Source organism: Arthrobacter sp. BF1 (genome assembly GCF_056680215.1).
This window is the reverse complement of sequence record NZ_CM155271.1, coordinates 4,048,768-4,066,151: the sequence shown is the minus strand read 5'-3', so window position 1 is coordinate 4,066,151 and position 17,384 is coordinate 4,048,768. Positions and strand designations below refer to the sequence as shown.

At 66.6% G+C, this 17,384-nt stretch carries 14 protein-coding genes; 7 read left to right on the top strand and 7 right to left on the bottom strand.

Going from position 1 to position 17,384, the window contains the following annotated elements; all coding sequences use genetic code 11:
- The first annotated feature begins 30 nt into the window (after nucleotides 1–30).
- Genes AC1MCD_RS19060 through AC1MCD_RS19050 form a run of 3 tightly spaced genes read left to right on the top strand, consistent with a single transcriptional unit; the run spans nucleotide 31 to nucleotide 3,103 of the window.
- Nucleotides 31–807, top strand: a complete 777-nt coding sequence (locus tag AC1MCD_RS19060) for an SDR family NAD(P)-dependent oxidoreductase (protein WP_498674273.1) — start codon at nucleotides 31–33, stop codon at nucleotides 805–807.
- Between the two features lie 41 nt (nucleotides 808–848).
- A complete protein-coding gene (locus AC1MCD_RS19055; RefSeq protein WP_498674271.1) occupies nucleotides 849–2,615 on the top strand; it encodes a dihydroxyacetone kinase family protein in 1,767 nt (588 codons plus the stop codon).
- Nucleotides 2,612–3,103, top strand: a complete 492-nt coding sequence (locus AC1MCD_RS19050) for an RpiB/LacA/LacB family sugar-phosphate isomerase (RefSeq protein WP_498674269.1) — start codon at nucleotides 2,612–2,614, stop codon at nucleotides 3,101–3,103. The genes AC1MCD_RS19055 and AC1MCD_RS19050 overlap by 4 nt, the downstream gene beginning before the upstream one ends.
- A gap of 116 nt (nucleotides 3,104–3,219) precedes the next feature.
- On the opposite strand, the gene AC1MCD_RS19045 is transcribed toward AC1MCD_RS19050, so the two are convergent.
- From AC1MCD_RS19045 to AC1MCD_RS19030, 4 genes are all read right to left on the bottom strand, one after another.
- Nucleotides 3,220–4,017: an SDR family oxidoreductase gene (locus AC1MCD_RS19045; RefSeq protein WP_498678428.1), complete on the bottom strand. Its 798-nt coding sequence runs from the start codon at nucleotides 4,015–4,017 to the stop codon at nucleotides 3,220–3,222.
- 72 nt (nucleotides 4,018–4,089) lie between these two features.
- Nucleotides 4,090–5,094, bottom strand: coding sequence for an aldo/keto reductase family protein (locus AC1MCD_RS19040; protein ID WP_498674267.1), 1,005 nt, complete (start codon nucleotides 5,092–5,094; stop codon nucleotides 4,090–4,092).
- A gap of 106 nt (nucleotides 5,095–5,200) precedes the next feature.
- Nucleotides 5,201–6,262: an aldo/keto reductase gene (locus AC1MCD_RS19035; RefSeq protein WP_498674265.1), complete on the bottom strand. Its 1,062-nt coding sequence runs from the start codon at nucleotides 6,260–6,262 to the stop codon at nucleotides 5,201–5,203.
- A gap of 191 nt (nucleotides 6,263–6,453) precedes the next feature.
- Nucleotides 6,454–7,365 (bottom strand): hypothetical protein, encoded by a 912-nt coding sequence (locus tag AC1MCD_RS19030; RefSeq protein WP_498674263.1) that lies wholly within the window; start codon nucleotides 7,363–7,365, stop codon nucleotides 6,454–6,456.
- A gap of 244 nt (nucleotides 7,366–7,609) precedes the next feature.
- On the opposite strand from AC1MCD_RS19030, the gene AC1MCD_RS19025 reads away from it, so the two are divergent.
- Entirely contained in the window at nucleotides 7,610–8,008 is a 399-nt protein-coding gene (locus AC1MCD_RS19025; RefSeq protein ID WP_498674261.1) for a YchJ family protein, read from the top strand.
- Here the strand turns inward: AC1MCD_RS19025 and AC1MCD_RS19020 are convergent.
- The 3 genes from AC1MCD_RS19020 to AC1MCD_RS19010 all read right to left on the bottom strand — a co-directional run bounded on the left by AC1MCD_RS19020 (nucleotide 8,005) and on the right by AC1MCD_RS19010 (nucleotide 11,290).
- Nucleotides 8,005–8,847: a TIGR04086 family membrane protein gene (locus AC1MCD_RS19020; RefSeq protein WP_498674260.1), complete on the bottom strand. Its 843-nt coding sequence runs from the start codon at nucleotides 8,845–8,847 to the stop codon at nucleotides 8,005–8,007. The two genes, AC1MCD_RS19025 and AC1MCD_RS19020, sit on opposite strands and share 4 nt — an antisense overlap.
- Nucleotides 8,848–8,898: 51 nt before the next feature.
- On the bottom strand, nucleotides 8,899–10,926 hold the full coding sequence (locus tag AC1MCD_RS19015) for an acyl-CoA dehydrogenase family protein (RefSeq protein ID WP_498674258.1): 2,028 nt from the start codon (nucleotides 10,924–10,926) through the stop codon (nucleotides 8,899–8,901).
- Between the two features lie 61 nt (nucleotides 10,927–10,987).
- Nucleotides 10,988–11,290 carry a hypothetical protein gene (locus tag AC1MCD_RS19010; protein WP_498674256.1) on the bottom strand — a complete coding sequence of 101 codons (303 nt, stop codon included), beginning with the start codon at nucleotides 11,288–11,290 and terminating at the stop codon, nucleotides 10,988–10,990.
- A 307-nt stretch (nucleotides 11,291–11,597) separates the two neighbouring features.
- On the opposite strand from AC1MCD_RS19010, the gene AC1MCD_RS19005 reads away from it, so the two are divergent.
- Genes AC1MCD_RS19005 through AC1MCD_RS18995 form a run of 3 tightly spaced genes read left to right on the top strand, consistent with a single transcriptional unit; the run spans nucleotide 11,598 to nucleotide 17,241 of the window.
- Nucleotides 11,598–13,055 (top strand): DUF3375 family protein, encoded by a 1,458-nt coding sequence (locus AC1MCD_RS19005; RefSeq protein WP_498674254.1) that lies wholly within the window; start codon nucleotides 11,598–11,600, stop codon nucleotides 13,053–13,055.
- Nucleotides 13,052–13,813, top strand: coding sequence for a DUF4194 domain-containing protein (locus AC1MCD_RS19000; RefSeq protein ID WP_498674251.1), 762 nt, complete (start codon nucleotides 13,052–13,054; stop codon nucleotides 13,811–13,813). The genes AC1MCD_RS19005 and AC1MCD_RS19000 overlap by 4 nt, the downstream gene beginning before the upstream one ends.
- Nucleotides 13,810–17,241, top strand: a complete 3,432-nt coding sequence (locus tag AC1MCD_RS18995; RefSeq protein ID WP_498674249.1) for an ATP-binding protein — start codon at nucleotides 13,810–13,812, stop codon at nucleotides 17,239–17,241. Before AC1MCD_RS19000 ends, AC1MCD_RS18995 begins: the two co-directional genes overlap by 4 nt.
- The last annotated feature ends 143 nt before the right edge of the window (nucleotides 17,242–17,384 follow it).

Genomic DNA, 17,384 nt, shown 5'->3' with positions numbered 1-17,384 from the left:
AACCACCACCCAAATAATCCAAGGAGCATCATGACCACCACGATTCAGCGCACCGCCGTCCTCACCGGAGCCACCTCGGACCGGGGCATCGGCATCACCACCGCCCGCCGCTACGCCAGCCAGGGCTGGGGTGTGGTGATCCTGGACCTCGACGGCGAGAAGTCCGCGAAGGTCGCCGCCGACATCGGCAACGAGTTCAACGTGCCGGCCTTCGGCCACGAGATCGACGTCGCCAACGAAGGCTCCGTCTCCGCAGCCTACGCAGCCGTCAAGAAGGAAATCGACGCAGGCGTCCTGCCCCCGGTCGGCGCCCTGGCCAACATCGCCGGCATCACGTCCCCGGTCCCGTTCCTGGAAACCACGCTTGAGCTCTGGCACAAGGTGATGGACGTCAACGCCACCGGCACCTACCTGGTGACCAAGGCATTCCTGCCGGAGATGATCGAAAACGGCTGGGGCCGGATCGTGAACATGTCCTCCGTGTCCGCCCAGCGCGGCGGCGGCGTGTTCGGCAAGGTGCCCTACTCCGCCGCGAAGGCCGCGATCCTCGGCTTCACCAAGGCCCTGGCCCGCGAACTGGGCACTGCAGGAGTCACAGTCAACGCCATCACGCCCGGCGCCGTGGATACCAACATCCGCGTGGGCAGCACCGAAGAGCAGGAAGCCGCCATCAACGCCGGCATCCCGCTGGGCCGCAACGCCACCACCGAAGAGGTCGCCGCCGTCGTCACCTTCCTGTCCTCCGAGGAATCCGCATACCTGACCGGCACCACCATCGACATCAACGGCGGAAGCCACATCCACTAGCAGCGCCCCACCCCAAGACCAGGCACGTTAGAGAGCCCACCATGACCAAGATTTGCAACGATCCCTCCGAGTTCGCGGAAGAAGCCCTTGCCGGATTCTGCGACGTCCACTCCGGGCTGGTCCGCCAGGTCCACGGCGGCGCCGTGCGGCGCCAGCGTCCGGCCAAACCCAAAGTGGCGGTCCTCGCTGGCGGGGGGTCCGGGCACTACCCGGCGTTCGCCGGCCTGATCGGCATCGGACTTGCCGACGGCGCCGTGGTGGGCAACATCTTCACCTCGCCCTCCGCACAGCAGGCGTACGCCGTGGCCAAGGCCGCTGATTCGGGCGCCGGGGTGGTCTTCACCTACGGCAACTACGCCGGTGACGTGATGAACTTCGGCATGGCCAGCGAACGCCTCGCTGCCGAGGGGGTTCAGGTGGAGAACGTCCTGGTCACGGACGACATTGCCAGCGCACCGCCGTCGGAATCCGAGAAACGGCGCGGCATTGCCGGTGACTTCACGGTCTTCAAGATCATGGGCGCCGCGGCCGAAGCAGGCGCGGACCTGGCCGACGTCGTCCGTCTGGGCCGGAAGGCCAACAGCCTGACGCGGACCATCGGCAGTGCCTTCCACGGCTGCACGTTCCCCGGCGCGGATGCCCCGCTGTTCGCGCTCAAGGACAAGCAGATGGGGCTCGGACTGGGAATCCACGGCGAACCCGGCCTGTTTGACACCGATCTGCCGTCCGCCAAGGAACTCGGCCAGGAGTTCGTCTCCCGGCTGCTGGCGGAAACGCCTGAAGGTGCCGGCGACCGACTGGCGGTCATCCTCAACGGCCTGGGGTCCACCAAGCACGAGGAGCTCTTTGTCCTCTGGCTGACCGTGGCACCGCTGCTCCGGGACGCCGGCTACACCCTGGTGATGCCCGAGGTGGGCGAACTGGTCACCAGCCTGGACATGTCCGGAGTCTCCCTCACCATCACCTGGCTGGACGAAGAACTGGAGTCGCTGTGGTTGGCGCCGGCCGAAACGCCCGCCTACCGCCGCGGAAACGCCGCAGTCCAGTCGGGTGACGCATCCGGCGAGGAAATGTCCGACGACGACGCCGCACCTGCCGCTTTTGAGGCCACCGAGGATTCGCGCGAGTACGCCGCCGCCTGTTTGGCGGCATTGGCTGCCGCGCGTGACTGCCTGCACACCGCCGAAACCCGGCTGGGGGACTTGGACGCCATTGCCGGGGACGGCGACCACGGCCGCGGCATGGTCCGCGGGATCGACGCCGCAACCGCTGCTGCCGCAGTCGCGGCGGAGCGGGGCGCCGGGGCAGGTTCTGTCCTGACCGCCGCCGGCGATGCTTGGGCGGACAAGGCCGGGGGCACCTCCGGCGTCCTGTGGGGCGCTGGCTTGCGTGCGTTCGGGGAATCGCTGGGCGATCAGCGCAGCCCTGCCGCCGAGGAACTGGCCGCCGGCGTGCGCGCGTTTTCGGGCCGGATCATTGGGCTTGGCGAAGCCGCACCCGGCGATAAGACCATGGTGGATGCCTTGGTGCCTTTCACCGAAACCTTTACCCGCCTGGCTGCCAGCGGTGCAGAACCGCGCCAGGCATGGGAAGCCTCGGCGCTTGAAGCTACGACGGCGGCCGAAGCCACGGCGTCGCTGCGGCCCCTGAAGGGACGCGCCCGTCCGCTTGCCGAAAAGAGCGTGGGCACACCGGATCCCGGTGCCACCTCCCTGGCGATGATTTTCACCGTGATGGGCTCCTTCCTTGCCGCGCCCGAGCAGGCAGCCCCTGCCACCGCCAGCCAATCGCAAGGAGCACTCTCATGACCGCCACACCCGAAATCCCGGGGCTGCGCCTGGTCCTGGGCGCCGATGAAGCCGGCGTCGACTACAAGAACCGCATCCTGGCCGATCTGCAGGCCGATCCCCGGATCAGCGAAATCATCGACATCGGGGTCAACCGGAGCGACGCCCCGGAGGACTTCGTCAGGCCCTACCCCTACGTTGGCATCGCCGCCGGCGAGCTCATCCGCGACGGCAAGGCCGACCGGGCCATTCTGTTCTGCGGCACGGGGATCGGGGTGGCCATCGCGGCCAACAAGGTTGACGGAATCCGCGCCACCACGGCCCACGACTCCTTCTCCGTGGAGCGCTCAATCCTGTCCAACGACTGCCAGGTGCTCACCATGGGGCAGCGGGTGGTAGGAATGGAGCTCGCCAGCCGGCTGGCCAAGGAATGGATCGGCTACACCTTTGACCCCGCTTCGGCCTCGGCGGACAAGGTCAAGGTCCTCACGGACTTCGAAGGCTGCTGACCGCTGCACGCCTGCTGTAGCCCCGCGTGGAGTTTTTGTCCAGATAATGCGGCTTTTGGTGCGGTTTAAGGCCAATATCTGGACAAAAACTCCGGCGGGTTACCACTGGGAGAGGCCTACAGGACCGGTTGCGCCAGGAATTCCGCCAGGCTCAACGGGTCCCGGCCGGTCAGTCCATGCACGTCCGTGGAGAGCCCGGCCAGTTCACCTGCGGCGATCGCCGAGTAGGTGCTCACCCAGGCGTCCACCTGCCATGGCGGTGCCCCGTAGGACGCCCGGGAGGTGTATGCCTCTTCCACTGTTTCCGGGTGATAGGTAATGCTCCGCCCGGTTTCGGCGGTGAGCACCTCTGCCGCCCGGGCCAGGGTAATCTCTTCCGGCCCGGTGAGGTTATAGGTAGCGCCCACGTGGAGCGCAGGGTCCCTCAGCACCGCCACAGCGCAACGGGCGATGTCCTCGCGCGCCACCGCGGAGACCACGCCGTTGCCGGCCGGTCCGCGGATCACCCCGTCTTCGCCCGTCAGGAGCGGCAGGAAGTCCAGGTAGAAGTTGTCGCGCAGGAACGTGAAGTCCATCCCCGAGGCCCTGATCCGCGCCTCGGTGGCGTAGTGGTCGCGGCCCAACGTGAACACAGAATCCGGCGCCGCACCGTAGAACGATGTGTAGACAACGTGCTGAACCCCGGCTGCAGCAGCGGCGTCAATGAAGCTGTAGTGCTGCTGCAGCCTGTCCTCGGCCTCGGCCGCGGACACCATGAAAAGGACTTTGACCCCCTCCAACGCCTTGGCGGACAAATCAGCATCCGCGTAGCTGAACACCAGCGGGACCGCGCCCTCAAGTTCCGGTGCGCGGGCGGCGTCGCGGACCAGCAGTCGCTGGGCGGTGCCGGCCTCGGCAAGCTGCCGGGCCACCATTCCGCCCAAGCCTCCGGTGGAGCCGGTGACGGCGAGATCGGCCAGCGCTGGAAGGGAAGTCAAGAGCGTTCCTTACGCTTCGCGGCTAGCGGGCGACTTGGTCATCGCCGGATCGCGCTCCGCGAGCGAGCCGATGGCGTCGTCGATCTTCTTCAGCACGTCGGGTTCGAGGGTCACCCCTGCTGCGGCCACGCTGTCGGCGATCTGTTCCGGGCGGGACGCACCCACGATCGCCGAAGCGACGTTCGGGTTCTGCAGGACCCAGGCCACTGCAAGCTGCGGCATTGAAAGCCCGGCCTCCTCCGCGATGGGCTTGAGGGCCTGGACGCCGGTGAGGACGTCGTCGCGCATCCAGCGCTCGATCATCTTGGCTCCGCCCTTGTCATCCGTGGCGCGGCTGCCCTCGGGCGCAGGCTGGCCGGGCAGGTACTTGCCGCTTAGCACGCCCTGTGCCATGGGAGACCAGACGATCTGCGAGACGCCCAGTTCCTCCGACGCCGGCACAACCTCAGCTTCGATGACCCGCCACAGCATCGAGTACTGCGGCTGGTTGGAGATCAGCTGGAAGCCCAGTTCCTTGGACAGCGCATGGCCTTCGCGGAGCTGCTCCGCCGTCCACTCGCTGACGCCGATGTACAGCGCTTTGCCCTGCCGGACGATGTCCGCGAACGCCTGCATGGTCTCTTCCAGCGGCGTTTCAAAGTCGTAGCGGTGGGCCTGGTAGAGGTCCACATAGTCAGTCTGCAACCTGCTCAGGGAGCCGTTGATTGACTCCATGATGTGTTTGCGGGACAGGCCCAGATCGTTCTTTCCCTTGGGGCCGGTGGGGCCGAAGACTTTGGTGAAGATCTCCAGCGATTCGCGGCGCTCGCCCTTCAGCGCCTCGCCGAGGACGGTTTCCGCGGCAGTGTTGGCGTAGACATCGGCCGTGTCAAAGGTGCTGATGCCGGCGTCGAGCGCCGCCCGGACGCACTGGGTGGCGACGTCGTTCTCCACCTGGGAGCCGTGGGTCAGCCAGTTGCCGAACGTGATTTCCGAGACTTTGAAGCCGCTATTTCCGAGGTATCTGAATTCCATGGTTTCCACGCTAACGGAGTTGGTTGCTCAGGGTAAGTGCCTGCCCGGTTAATGGTGCGGTTTAACGCGCAGCATCGCACGACGGCGTTGCGCCCGGTTCCGCCGGTCAGCGGCGGCGGAGTTCCGCGTACTCCAGGGACGGGACGACGGCGCCGGCGTCGCGCTCCGCGAAGTTGGTCCCGGGCTGCACCAGCTCATCGATGGCGTCCAGCACCGGTTCGCTGAGCAGGGTGTCCGCCGCCTTAAGGTAGGCCTGAAGGTGGGCTTCAGTGCGGGGGCCGACGATCACGCTGCTCACTGCAGGGTGGTTCAGCGCGAAGCCAACGGAAAGCTCCACGAGCGAGATCTCCAGCTTGTCCGCCAGCCTGGCCAGCGAGTCCGCCGCCAGGAGCTTGCGTTCGCTGGAGGGCCCGGAGATGTCGTACCGGCCCGGGAGGGAATGCACCCGGGTTGGGGGCTTGCCGGCGTCCAGGACAAAATCGCCGGACAGCCAGCCACCGGCCAGCGGACCGTAGGCGAGCACGCCGAGGCCGTACTGCTGGGCGATGGGGAGGACGTCGCGTTCATTGCCGCGGACCAGCATGGAATAGGGCACCTGGTTGGCCACGGGCGGGATCAGGTGGTTGGTGGTGGCCAGCCACTGCGCCTCCACGAGCTGCGCGGGCGTGAAGACCGAGGTGCCGTAGTAGAGGATCTTGCCCTGCCGGATGAGGTCGTTCAGGGCGGTGATGGTCTCCAGGACGTCTGTGTTGTAGTCCGGCCGGTGGGCCTGGTACAGGTCGATCCGGTCCGTCTGGAGCCTGCGCAGGCTGCCCTCCACGGCCTGCATGATCCAGCGCCGGGAGTTGCCGTAGTGGGCGGGGTTGGGGCTCATCTGCCCGTGGAATTTTGTGGCGAGGAAGACGTCGTCGCGGCGGCCGCGGAGCGCCCGGCCAACTACTTGTTCCGACTCGCCCTGGGAGTAAACGTCGGCGGTGTCCACTGCGGTGATGCCCGCATCCAGGGCGGACTGGATGATGCGAATGCTTTCGTCCGCGCCGGTGGGGGCGCCTGTGCGGGCGCTGTCCGAAGCGCCGCCCGGGCCTTCGCCGAAGTTCATGGTGCCCAAGGTGAGCGGGCTGATGGGTGTGCCGGACCGGCCGAACACCCGAAGTTCGCTGAGGCTCATCCCCGGCTCCTCACGGTCGTTTCCCCACGCGGATTGCTGTGGATCGTCACGACGCTACACAAATTCGACGGAGCGGAAACGATTTGTGCCTTAGTACTTCGCTTTTCGTAGCGGGACGTAACGCAGCCCGGTGCCGTGACGATTTGTGAACATGCCGGCGGGTTGCAGGCTCTCGGCTGCCGGCGGGAAGCTCAGCCGTTGTTGGCAGGCAGCTTGGCGCGGAGGGCCTTCGCGTGGCCGGTCACGGACATGAGGGAGCCGGTGTCCAGCGGGGACAGCGGCGCCCGGGCCGGTGGCTTCGTAAACGAGCGGGCAGCCCCGGGGCCGGGAACCGCCTGGCCTGCATCTTTGGGCCCGGTGTCATTGGATGCGGTGTCGTCGGGCCCGCTGTTGTTGGGCCCGTTGTTGTTGGGCCCGTTGTTGTTGGATCCGGTGTTCATGGGGCCGCCGTTCCCGGGGCCAGGGATGTCTTCGCGTACGGGAATGTCCTTGTGCAGCGCAGACTCCACCAGCGGGGCCACCGCTTCCACCTTGGCTGCGGGCACGGACGGCGCAGGGAGTTCGCGGACCGTCACCTTGACCTCGGGGGCGGCGGCCCGTGCCCGTGCCATGGCCCGGGCATCGGCGTCTGCGACGGCGGCGGCCCAGTCCCCGGCCAGCACCGGCGGCTCGCGCCGCGCTGCGGTGAGCAGCGGGTGACGCTCCACGGCGTCCTGGAGCCGCGGCGCGAGCTCGGATGGTTTCAGGAAGTCCCGGCCGTTGTGGAGAGCCTTGCGCCAGTCTCGGGGAGCAAGCAGTACACCGCGAAGCACCCGGGCGCGGGGTGGCTCGGCGGGGGAGGGAGCGTCAGCAGCGTCGTCGGACGTTGCCTCAGGGGCATCTGCCGGATGTCCGGTCTCGCCGGAGAGGCGGACCAGGGGGAGGGTTTCGTTCTTGGGGAGCCGCCCAAACAGCGCCTGCACGGTCAGTACCAGGAACCGCCCGACGCCGGCGAGCACCAGGGTCAGGATCACCAGCAGGAACAGGCCCAGGAACATCAGGCCGGCGAGTCCCAGCGTGCCGAAAAACGTCAGGTTGAGAGCGATCGTTGTTGAATCTCCCACGTCATCACTCCAATCAGCCAGCGGCGGAGCCCGTGCCGGCACCCTCACCACGGGCACCAAGCCCCTTCACTACCTTACGGACTATTTTTCGGACGTGCCCCCGGTTGCGGGGGTGCAGCCGAGGTTGTTTCGAAGCTGTTACCGGATATGGCAACGCGCGTGCCACCCTTGTCTGCCGCTTATAGTCGATAAGGACCGTCAGGCCGGCGGGACGCGGCGAAATCCATTGTCAGAGGAGCAGCATTTGCGCGGGAACACGGGCATTGCCGACAAGTGCGCCTGCCTGTCGGGCGAGGTGTACAGCGAATGCTGCGGGCGCTTCCACAACGGCGGAGCCGACGCCGCCACGGCCGAGCAGCTGATGCGTTCGCGCTACACCGCGTTTGTGCTGCTCAACGCCGAATACCTTCGAAAGACATGGCATCCGAGCACCGGGCCGGCGGATCTGGAACTGGATCCTGCCGTGGAATGGCGCCGCCTGGACATCGTCTCCACGCACCGGGGCGGGCCGCTGGACACCGAAGGCATCGTGGAGTTCAAAGCGTATTTCCGGCACGACGGCGAACGCGGAGTCCACCACGAAACCAGCCGCTTTGTCCGGGAAAACCGGCGCTGGTACTACGTGGACGCCGTGCTTGCTTAGCTGTCGCTGTAGGTGTCGTCCGGCGTGAAGCCGGCCCGGTCCACCTTGCGGTGGAAGTGCATGCCGGCCAGGCCGCCGAGCACGGCACCCACAAGCGCAACCAGGGCAACCACGACGGCGGCGATGATGCTGGTGACTGTCAGTTCGCCTTCGTTGATGGGGATCCGCGGGAAGCTGTTGAGGGTGGCCAGGACATTGAACTGCTGCCCTGCGATAAGGCCGAGCAGCGCCACAACCACTGCCGCGATCAGGGCCCAGACCCACACCATCATCCCCTGCTTGGCGCCGTTGAACCGCGCCATCCGGCCGGCCACATAGCCGCCTGAGTAGTAGGAGACAAACAGGATCACCAGCAGGACGATGATGCCCACCACGCCCACCGTGCCGTTGGTGGCCATCTGGTTGACGGCCTCGTTCACGTCCGTGTTGTTCGCCAACCCCACCGCGGTGCCCGCGGCGGCAACGAAGGCCGTCAGCAGGACGGCCATGCCGGTGGCCGCCAGCCAGCCAAAGAAGGCGGAACCCACTTTGACGCCGCCGAACTGTTCCTTTTCCCGGGCGACGGCGGTCTGCCGGTCGGTGAGGCGAGGATCTGCCACTGGAGCAGCCCCTGCCGGTTCTGCCGTGTAAGGTTCCGCGACAGAAGGTTCGGCCGGGTAAGACGGCTCCGCCGCGTAAGCAGCCTCAGCGTTCGACCGTTCAGCGTAAGGCTGCGGCTGATCCAAAGCGCGCGTTGGCTCACCGCCCGCGAAGGTTGCATCACGAGCAGTTTCACTGCGCAGACTTTCCTTCCGGGTGCGCCGCGGAAGTCCGTCCCCTGGTTCCATTTCGTTGCTCATGAGTCAACTCAACCACTGGTCAGCGGGGATAACAAGGGTACTTACTATCTGCTAGCGGTAGTTCCGGTGCAGGTTTTCCTTGGTAGACGCGCCGGGCGAGGCGTCCGCGATCCACGGCCCCGTGCCCTCTGACTGGTCCAGCACGCCGGCCTCCAACCAGGTGTAATCCCCGGCCAGGACCTTTCCGGTGAGCGCGTGATCGGCGTCGTCGGTGTTGCGCCACAGCTGGTCAAAGTACTCGTCAATGCGGACACGCGACTGCTCGCAGAACGCCTCTGCCAGTTCGTAGGCGCCCGCGGCATGCTCCGGGGCGGTGTGAAGAAGCATCTCGGCCCGTGAGCAGCAGGCAGCCATGGCGAAGAGTTCGGCGCCGATGTCCACCACGCGGCCAAGGAACGCCTGCTTGTATTCCAGCTTCGCCTGCCAGCGGCCCATGCCGTAGAACGTTTGCCGGGCCAGCCGCCGTGACGTCCGTTCCACAAAGCGCAGGTGCTTGGCCAGCCGGCCGAAGTCGCTGTAGGAGCGGGGGTCCATCCCGGCGCCGGCCACGAGTTTGGGCAGCCACTTCGCGTAAAAGCCTGAAGCCCCGACGGCGGCCCTCGCTTTGTCCTGCAGGCTCGCGTCCATGGAGGCGAGGTCGCCGGCAGCGGCAAGGTGCGCGTCCACGGCCTCGCGGGCAATGAGGAGCTTCATGATCTCCGAGGAACCCTCGAAGATGCGGTTGATCCGAAGGTCGCGCAGCTGCTGTTCGGCCGGAACCGCGCGTTCCCCGCGGGCCGCCAGCGATTCTGCTGTCTCAAAGCCACGGCCCCCGCGGATCTGGACCAGCTCATCGGCGATCCGGCAGCTGATCTCCGTGGACCACAGCTTGGCGAGGGCCGCCTCGATCCGGACGTCCTTCTGCCCGGCGTCGGCAAGTTCCGCGGACAACTCAAAGACGGCGTCAAGGGCGAAGGCGGAGGCGGCGATGAAGGCGATCTTCTTGCCCACCGCCTCGTGTTTGCCCACCGGCTGGCCCCATTGGGTGCGGGCATTGGACCATTCCCGCGCAATTTTCAGGCTCCAGCGGCCGGACGCTACACACAGTGCGGGCAGCGACAGCCGGCCCGTGTTCAGCGTGGTGAGCGCGATCTTCAGGCCCTGCCCCTCACGTCCCAGCCTGTTCGCCGCAGGCACCCGCACCTGGTGGAAGCGGGTTACGCCATTTTCGATGCCGCGCAATCCCATAAAGCAGTTGCGGTTCTCCACGGTGATGCCGGGGGAGTCCATCTCCACCACGAAAGCGCTGATGCCGCCCTTGTGGGCAGTGCCGTCCGCATCGGTGTGTGCCGGCACCAGGGCCATCACCACCACCAGTTCGGCGATCACCCCGTTGGTGGTCCAAAGTTTTACGCCGTCCAGAATGTAAGAGCCGCCGTCGTCCGTGGGAACGGCGGTGCTGCCCATCCGCGCGGGATCGCTGCCAACATCTGGTTCCGTCAGCAGGAAAGCGGTAATGGCCCCGGCGGCGCAGCGCGGCAGGTATTCCTTCTTCTGCTCAGCGGTACCAAAGACCTTTACGGGCTCCGGCACGCCGATGGACTGGTGTGCCGAGATCAGGGCGCCGATGCTCGGATGGACACTGCCCAGCAGCGCAAGCGCCCTGCCGTAGTAGACCAGTGACAGGCCGAGTCCGCCATACTCCTGGGGTATCTTCATGCCAAAGGCGCCAAGGTCCGCCAAACCGCTGATGTATTCGTCGGGGATTTTCGCGTCCCGCTCGATCACGCGCCCGGACATGGTGCGGGCGTACTCCGTGAGTCGCTCCATGAATGCTTCGCCGCGATCCACATCTTCAGCCTGCGCCTTCGGCCAGGGGTGAATGAGGTTGAGATCAAAACTTCCCAGGTACAGCCCCTTCGCAAAGCTGGGCCGGTCCCAGCCGATCTCGCGGGAGGCTTCGGCCAGTGCCCTGGCGTCCGCGGCGGTGGCTTCAGGACCGATGTTGCCCGCGTCCACCGGGACGTCAGCGTCCGGGGCGTCGATGGGAGGCGCATCGGGGGCAGCTTTGGTGGCGGGACTGTCAGTGGCGGAGCTCATGGGGTATCTCCTTCGCCGGATGGCCGGTTCTAGCCATGGATCCGCCGGGCTGGAGAACCCTTTAGCTGTCTCCCAACATTACCCGCGGGTAGCTTCCGGTGCTAGGGGAGGGCTGCCCTTGGAAGTCCCCGGGCATCTCCACGTTGGCGGCTTGACGCACCAACCGGTCCCAGCCCTGGTTGATGCCGTGGACCACCGCGAGCAGCGACGTTGACGCGAGGTACCAGGCCAGCTTGCCCACGCCCACCAAGACCAGGGCAAGGAACCCTGCGGTCAGGACGAAGGCCACCAGGGCCAGCGCGAACATGATGGTTCCGATAAACACCATGGTGTAGATCTCCACTGAACTTAAGTCGAACTGCATTGTTCCCCCTGCGCCATTGCCACGGTTGAGTCAGTAGGACTGAGCGTAGGGGCTGCCCGGTGTCCCAGCCAGACGCGGGCCGCCCCGACCGGCGGGTTGATACGGGATCGCAATGCTACCCGGAGGTAGGTCACGGGGCGGTCGCGGAAAGCCTGCACGACCCCACCCAACGCGGGGTCACGCTAACGCCCGATTTTGCTTGGAACGGGCGTTATGTGACCCCGCGTTGGTTGCAAGGGCTCTGCGTTAACCTTGTAGTTGGCAGTTTTCCTGCCCAACCATCCCCAAAACAGCTGAAGGAGAGTGCGTGCCCCGCTCCGCCAGGTCCTCCGCTGACGCGATCAGTGCCCGGCTCCGGGACCTCGAACTCCTCACCAAAGGCCCTGCCTGGGCACTCACGCGCTCCGCTCCCTGGGTCATCGCCGTGCTGCAGGCATCCTTCACCCGCACGCGGCCGCAGCTTCCGCTCGAGGAGTTCCACGCCGACGTCGACTCCTTCCTTGAGCAGTTGCGGCGCCAGGAGCCGGGCGGGGCGGCCGCCGGGACGTCCACCGGCAGGAACTATGCGGACGAATGGACCCGCAAGAACTTCCTGACCCGCCGCAACCAGTCGGGGCAGATCGTCTACGAAGTCACCGAGCCTGCCGCCCGTGTGCTGGCCTTTCTTGACAGCCTCTCCAGCGAGCGGTCCACGCTGAACGGATCCCGGCTGGGAACCCTGCTCGGCGACGTGGAAAAGCTCGCCAACGAAACCAACCCGGACCAAAGCGCCCGGCTGGAGTCCCTCGAGGAAGAGATCGGGGAGCGGCAGCAGCTGATCCAGGACATCAGCACCGGCGACTTTGACGGGCCGCTCGATGACGACGAAGCCGTGGAGGCCGCCGGCAACATCCTGGACCTCGCCGCGAGCCTGCCCGCCGACTACAAAAAGATGCGCGACCGTATTGAAGAACTGGTGGGCGAGCTGCGCAACCAGATCATCGAGGAGTCGCTGAGCAAGGGCGCCACCATGGCCCAGGTGCTGGAGGCGGATAAACGGCTCCGGCAGAGTCCCGAGGGCAGGACCTTCCGTTCCTTCACCGCGTTCCTGGACGACCCGCAGCAGCAAATGAGGTTCCGCTCGGCGATCGGCGAGGTCCTGAGCAGGCAGTTCGCCGATGACCTCTCGCCGGAGGACCGCGAGACACTGAAGAACCTGGTGGCCGAGCTCCGCCACCAGCACGGCCAGATCCAGCGCATCTACGGCAAGCTCAGCGAAAGCCTTAACACCTACGTCCAGAGCGACGACTTCCGCCAGTCCGTCCGGCTCCGGAAGGTGCTGCGCGAGGCCGAGCAGGCCATCAGGTCCTTGCCGTATGAGCGGGAACGGGCGGGCCTTGTCCGCGGCCCGGTGCTGTTCAATGCCGGCTTCGAATCCCTCGCCATGGTCAAGCTCTATGACCCGGACGAATTCGCCGTCCCGCCCAAGCTCGCGGACCCCATCGCCTTCAGCGACTCGGACCGCGTGCGCTCGCCGAGGACAGGCAAGGCGCGTCCCGACGCCATCCGTGCCGCCGTCGCGGGTGCCGCCACCCTGGCAGAGGCCTGGGCGCAGCTGCCCGCCGACGAGCAGCACATCAACTCCATCCGCGCGCTCCTCTCGCACGCCCTCCAGGAAGGCGCGGCCTTCGACCGCGAAACCTGGGACGGCCTGGACTTCGAACAAATCGACGGCACCACCCGCACGGCGTACCTGCCGGTGGTCACCCTCAAGAAGGATTCATGATGACTGAAGTTACAAACGTCACGAGCTCGGGCGCTGAGCGGACCATTGCGGGGGTTACGCCCCGGGACACCTTTGTGGATGGCGCGGCGCTCTTCCCAGGCGATACCGGCGTGCTCTCCATGAAGGTGCGCCAGGCCCTGGTGAAGCTGCTGAAAGGCCCGTATGTGGACGGCGGGCGGGACGAGAAACTGTGGACCACCCTGCTGGACAACCAGCTGATCCTGCGCAGCCGCCTGTCCGAGCTCTTCCTGACCTTGCAGCTCGACCACGAACGCAAGATCGCCGTCCTGCGCCCGGTGGACCCTGAGGCCATCGGAGGCAGCACACGTTCCAGCATCCTGCGCCAGCAGAGGGCGCTCAGCCGGGTGGAGACTATCGTGCTGCTCCGCCTGCGCCTGCTGCTGGACCGCCACGTCACGGCCCAGACCGATCCCACCATCACGCGCGAGGAGCTCGCGGACCTCGTGGCCCACTATCAGCCGGCCGGCCAACAGGACGCCCTGCGTGATTCGGACGTGGTCAACAGGGCCATCACCAAGCTCCTGGCCCGCCAGCTGCTCCTCACCACCGGCCTGGAGGACGTCTACGCCATCTCCAATGCCCTGCCCCTGGCGCTCCCGTTCGAAAACATCGGCGACATTCCGGCCCAAATTGAAGCCCTCGTAGCAGCCACCACCGACCCCGCCGGCACAGAACCCCTGCTGGAACTGGACCACGACGCGGAGCCTGAAACTGCCGAAACCGAGGAGGACAAGTGAGCGTCGCAACCATGCTCCCCATGGGTGAGCTCACCAACCCCGGCCAGATGCGGCTTGCTTTGGTGCAGGTGGTCAACTGGGGCACGTTCCACGGCGCGCACACGATGCACGTGGACCGCAACGGAACCCTGCTGACGGGCAACTCAGGGGTGGGCAAGTCCACACTGTTTGATGCCATGCTGCGGGTGTTTGACGCCCGGCCGCGTTCCAATGAAGCCGCCGCACAGCGTGCCGGCGGGGCTGTGGAGGACAAGAGGACCACCTTCACCTACATGCGCGGCAAGGTGGGCGACAAGGCTGTGGGCGAGGGCTCGGCCAGTGCGTTCCAGCGCCCGGGCGCCACGTGGTCCGCCGTCGCACTGACGTTCGACAACGCCGCGGGCACCCGCGTCACCGTGTCGGCACTGTTCGATGTGCCCAAGAACGGGACGGAGTCCAGTGTTGGACGTTTCTACCTGATCGACAACAAGCCCCTGGACCTGCCGGCCATTGAGGACATCGCGGACAAGCGCTTCACCAAGGCCGCGCTGGAATCGGTCTTCCCGGACGCCCAGATCTTCGATGTGCACAAGGCTTTCGCGGAGCGTTTCCGCCGGCTGCTGGGCATCAGCTCGGACCAGGCCCTGCCGCTGCTCCGCGTGATCCAGGCCGGCAAGGGCCTGGGCGGCAGCGTCAACACCTTCTTCCGCGACCAGGTCCTGGACGCCCCGGCAACCCTCTCCGCGGCGGATGCCGTGGTGGAGGAATTCAGCAACCTGATGTCCATCCGGCAGCGGCTCGAGGATGTGCGGCAGCAGCGGGACCAGCTGGCCCCCGTGCCCGGCTTGAACAAGGATTATGCGCAGTCGCTGCTGGACGCCAACCGGCTCCGTGAGCTGGCAGGCGAGGAGTTCGAGGCCTACAAGCTGCAGCTCGCGATCACCGTGCACCAGCAAACCCTGGCCCGCTTCAAGGATCTGGCGCAGGCCAAAGCCAAGGAACTCGGCGCCGAGCGTTCGGTCCGTGACGGGCTCGCCAAGGAACTGCGTGAGCTCGAAACCGACTACAACAACCAGGGCGGCAACGCGATCTCCGCGATCGAACAGTCCCTGGAGAACGCCAAGGTTGGCCTGCGGCTCCGGGAGCAGGTGGAAGAGGCAGCCCGCAGGGCACTGTCCGACGCCGGCCTGCAGCTTGACTGGTCCGCCGAGGGCTGGGAGCAGGCCCACGAGCAGGCGGCCGCCAGGGCTGCCGAGCTCAAGGACGATTCCCAGGTCCTGCAGGAACTCCGCTTTGAGGCCTTCGACGGCCACGCCACAAAGAAGCGCGAGCTGGCGGCTGCCCAGCAGGAGCTCGTCTCGCTGAAGACGCGCAAGTCCCTGCTGCCGCCGTCGAGCATTGAAAACCGGGCGGCGATCGCCGCCGCCACCGGGGTGCCCGAAGAGCGGATGCCGTTTGGCGGCGAGCTGATGGACCTCGCCGAGGGCGAGGAGCAGTGGCGGCCGGCCGCCGAACGCGCGCTCCGGAACCTTGCCACCACGCTGCTGGTCCCCGGCGAGCATTTTGCCGCGGTGACCCGTTACCTGAACGGCAACAAGGTTCGCGGCGCCCTGCGCGCCGTGGACGTGTCCAAGCCGCTCGCGGGCGGCGCCCTCGCCGTGGAGGACGTGCGCGACGGCGACCTGCTCACCAAGCTGGACATCCTCGCCAGCGGTGCGGTGACGGACGCCGGGGAATGGATCCGCGAGCGGATCGCCCTGGATTTCGCGTTCCCGTGCGTGGCGGACCCTGACGAGCTGGCGAAGCTGGACAAGGGCCTGAGCCTGGGCGGGGTGGTCAAGCGCAACCGCCACACGGTGGAAAAGGACGACCGCTTCACCAGCCGCCAGGACTACGTGCTCGGGTTCGACAACGCCGCCAAACTGGAGCTCGTGGCCGCCCAGGTGGAGGACCTGCAGCAGGAGCTGGCCAAGGCAGCCGAGCTGGCCCAGAGCCGCGAAGAATCCCATCAGGGCATGAGCCGCCAGCTCGACGCCCTGCGCCGCATCGCCGAGGACCACCGGCCCTGGGAGCAGGTGTCCGCCGCGGTGGCCGCCGAGGAACTCACGAGGATCGAACAGCGGCTCAAGGACGCCCTTGCGGCGCAGGCGGACCTGGAACCGCTGCGCGCCAACATCGAAACGGCGCGGCAGAAACACCAGGCAAGCACCGAGGCTGCGGCCGTCCTGCAAAGCGAATACAAGGCACTGGACCGCCAGCTGAGCGCCGCCGATTCGCTGCTGGAAGCCGCGCGTGCCCGCTCGGCCCAGGCGCCGCCGTCGGACGCTACGGTCACGGCGCTGGAGCCGTACTTTGCCGACTTCGGCGACGTCAGCGAGATGCATGAGCTGGACAACCTGGCCAACCGCGTCCGCACCGAACTGCTGGGGGAGCTGCATACCGCAGAGACACGCGGTCAGGCCACGTCCGAGCGGCTGACCCGGATCTTCGAGGGCTTTGTGCGGGAGTGGGGCTCCGCGATCTCGGCGGACCACGGCACCTCCATCGGCGCGGCGGGTGAGTTCGAAGCCCGTTACCACGCCATCGTCAGCGACGGCCTACCCGCACAGGAGACCGAATTCCGGCAGTTCTTCAACCAGCGCACGCACGAATCGTTCAGCACGCTGCTGCACCTGCTGGACGAGGAACGGCGTTCCATCACCAGCCGCATCCTGCCCCTGAACGGCATCCTGTCCGAGGTCAACTTCCACGAAGGCAGCTTCCTGGAACTCGACATCAAGCAGACGCTCCCCGCCACGGCGAAGCAGTTCAAGGACGCTATCCAGAACGCGCTGAAGGCACGCCACACGCGGCCGGTCCGCGGTGCTGCGGACGCCGGCGGGGACGACGACGCCGAACTCACGGCACGCTACAAAACCTTGGAAACGCTCGTGAAGCGGCTCGGATCGCCCACGCCCGAGGACCGGCGCTGGCGCGCCGAAGTGCTGGACGTCCGCGGCCACCTGTTTATCCAGTGCAAGGAGCACCGGGCAACGGGCAAGCGCACCGACGTCTACATGCATGCCGATACGGGTTCGATGTCCGGCGGTGAGCGGCAGCGCTTCACCGCGTTCATCATGGCCGCAGCGCTGAGCTACCAGCTGGGCATCGCCGAGCAGGGGTTCACCACCTACGGCACGGTGATGATGGACGAGGCCTTCGTGTTGGCGTCCGAGGAGTTCGCGGGCGCCGGCATCAAGGCGCTGCACGAGTTCGGGTTCCAGCTGCTGCTGGCCGCACCGGAAAACGTGATTGACCTGTCCAGGCACCTGGGCTCCGTCACGGAAATCCTCCGAGACAAGCGCACCAACCGCTCCGGCGTGCTCACCGCCCCGGTGATCCGGCGCCGCCCCGGCTCGGAGGGCGAATGGCGGTCCGAGGCCAACCCGGTGGACATCGTCCTCCGCTAACCCCCCGCCCGCCCCCACCCTCGGACGCTCTCTCACTTAATGTGGGTTTTTCACTGACCCTCTCTCACTTTCTTGAAGAGAGTGAGAGAGGGTCGCCCAAAATGCCGCGTTAAGTGATAGAGCGTTGGGGAATTTCCCACGAC

Bases quoted from the DNA above. Each gene is read 5' to 3' on its own strand.
- AC1MCD_RS19060 (WP_498674273.1), top strand. From the start codon at position 31: ATGACCACCACGATTCAGCGCACCGCCGTCCTCACCGGAGCCACCTCG.
- AC1MCD_RS19055 (WP_498674271.1), top strand. From the start codon at position 849: ATGACCAAGATTTGCAACGATCCCTCCGAGTTCGCGGAAGAAGCCCTT.
- AC1MCD_RS19050 (WP_498674269.1), top strand. From the start codon at position 2,612: ATGACCGCCACACCCGAAATCCCGGGGCTGCGCCTGGTCCTGGGCGCC.
- AC1MCD_RS19045 (WP_498678428.1), bottom strand. From the start codon at position 4,017: ATGGTGGCCCGGCAGCTTGCCGAGGCCGGCACCGCCCAGCGACTGCTG.
- AC1MCD_RS19040 (WP_498674267.1), bottom strand. From the start codon at position 5,094: ATGGAATTCAGATACCTCGGAAATAGCGGCTTCAAAGTCTCGGAAATC.
- AC1MCD_RS19035 (WP_498674265.1), bottom strand. From the start codon at position 6,262: ATGAGCCTCAGCGAACTTCGGGTGTTCGGCCGGTCCGGCACACCCATC.
- AC1MCD_RS19020 (WP_498674260.1), bottom strand. From the start codon at position 8,847: ATGAGCAACGAAATGGAACCAGGGGACGGACTTCCGCGGCGCACCCGG.
- AC1MCD_RS19015 (WP_498674258.1), bottom strand. From the start codon at position 10,926: ATGAGCTCCGCCACTGACAGTCCCGCCACCAAAGCTGCCCCCGATGCG.
- AC1MCD_RS19010 (WP_498674256.1), bottom strand. From the start codon at position 11,290: ATGCAGTTCGACTTAAGTTCAGTGGAGATCTACACCATGGTGTTTATC.
- AC1MCD_RS19000 (WP_498674251.1), top strand. From the start codon at position 13,052: ATGATGACTGAAGTTACAAACGTCACGAGCTCGGGCGCTGAGCGGACC.